1 protein-coding gene is annotated in these 1,521 nt (G+C 76.5%); it reads right to left on the bottom strand.

The window, feature by feature from the left end:
* Window positions 1-1,521, bottom strand: a 1,521-nt coding sequence (locus ACOV8S_RS30810) for a condensation domain-containing protein (protein ID WP_448321780.1), incomplete at both ends; no start/stop codon positions are given.

The following is a 1,521-nucleotide window of genomic DNA, read 5'->3' as shown; positions in this document are numbered from 1 at the left end:
CACCTTGGTGACGGCGCCCCCGTCCCCCGTCTCCACGACCACCGCGGCCTCCCGCACACCGGGCAGCGCCGCCAGGACAGCCGTCGCCTCCGCCCGGTCGAGGCTCCGGCCCGCCCACGGGTGGACCTGGCCCGCGACCCCCAGCAGACGGACACGGCCGGCGCCGTCGACCCACGCGCGGAACGAGCCCGGTCCCGGGTCGTCCACCGTCCCGAGCAGGCCCGCGAGCCCACGCGGCAGGGGCCGGCCGGCCGGACCGGTCACCCGGAGGTCCCGGCCGGGCGCTGGGTCGGTCAGCCAGAGGCCGTGGGGGTCGTCGGCCCGCCAGGCACAGGCGCCGAGCCGGCCGAGCACGGGATCGACGACGTCCAGGAGGATCCGTCCGCCCGCCAGGGAGAAGTCGCGGACCGCACCGGTCGGCAGGAACTGCTCGACGGGGCAGTACGCCACCCGCGAGGTGTCCCGCGCGGCGGCCGCCGCGGCCAGCGAGGCGAAGGAGCCACGGGCAGCCGTGTCCGGCGCTCCGCCGTGGGCGGGGGCCGGGGCAGGACCCGGCCCGGCCGGCCGGACGTGCCCGGGGGACAACCGGTGCAGCGGGAGGTCCGGCCGCTCGGTCGCCCGGCCGAGCAGGCGGGCGAAGTCGTGGGTGAGGCGGACCGCGTTCCGCGGGTCCAGACCCGACGCGGCGAAGTCCAGCCGCCCGTACACGGCGTCGCCCTCCCGCCGGAGCTGGAGAATCAGCTCGAAGGACCTGGTGGAGTTGGGCGCGAAGAAGTCCCAGTGACAGTCCAGCCCCGGCACCTGTCCGACGTCGGCGGCCACCGTCGGGTAGGACAGCCCGATCCGGTCGAACGCGCCCTGCCCGACGTCCACCCCGTAACGACGGCGCAGCTCGCGCACCACCCGGCCGAACGGGACACGGCGGTGGCGCCGCACCAGCTCCAGCGCCCGCCCGCAGACCGCCAGCAGGTCGCGGAAGGTCGCCTCCTCGTCCACCTCGATCAGGCACGGCACCACGTTGATCTGCAGCCCGATCCGGTCCCGGGTCTCCGGCACGCTCGTGTCGACCGGCACCCCCACGACGAACCGGGTGTTGCCGTACTCCGCCAGCACCGCGGCGAGGCAGGCCAGCAGCCCGGTGAAGAAGCTCACCCCCGCGCCGGCGGTGAGCGCCCTGAGACGGGCGCAGTCCTCGGCGGGCAGGTCGAACCGGGGGGTCGGACGCACCTGCCCCGCGCCCGGACCGGCGAGGTCGGCCCGGGGCAGCGCCAGGCCGGGCAGGGTCCGCAGGTCGGCGGCCAGCCAGTGCTGCAGCACCGCGCCGAGTTCCTCGTCGATGTCCGGGTGCTCGGGCAGGTCGCACGGGACGCCCGGCGCGAGACCGCCCGGCGAGCGGGCCGCCCCGAGGGCGCTCAGGAACTGGCGGGCGAACACGAACTTGGAACGGCCGTCGAAGGCGATGTGGTGCACCCCCACGACCAGGGTGTGCCGCCGCTCCCCGTGGTGCAGGAGGAAGAAGGA

The organism is Streptomyces sp. CO7 (assembly GCF_053474865.1).
This window is presented reverse-complemented; position numbering and strand designations above follow the sequence as displayed.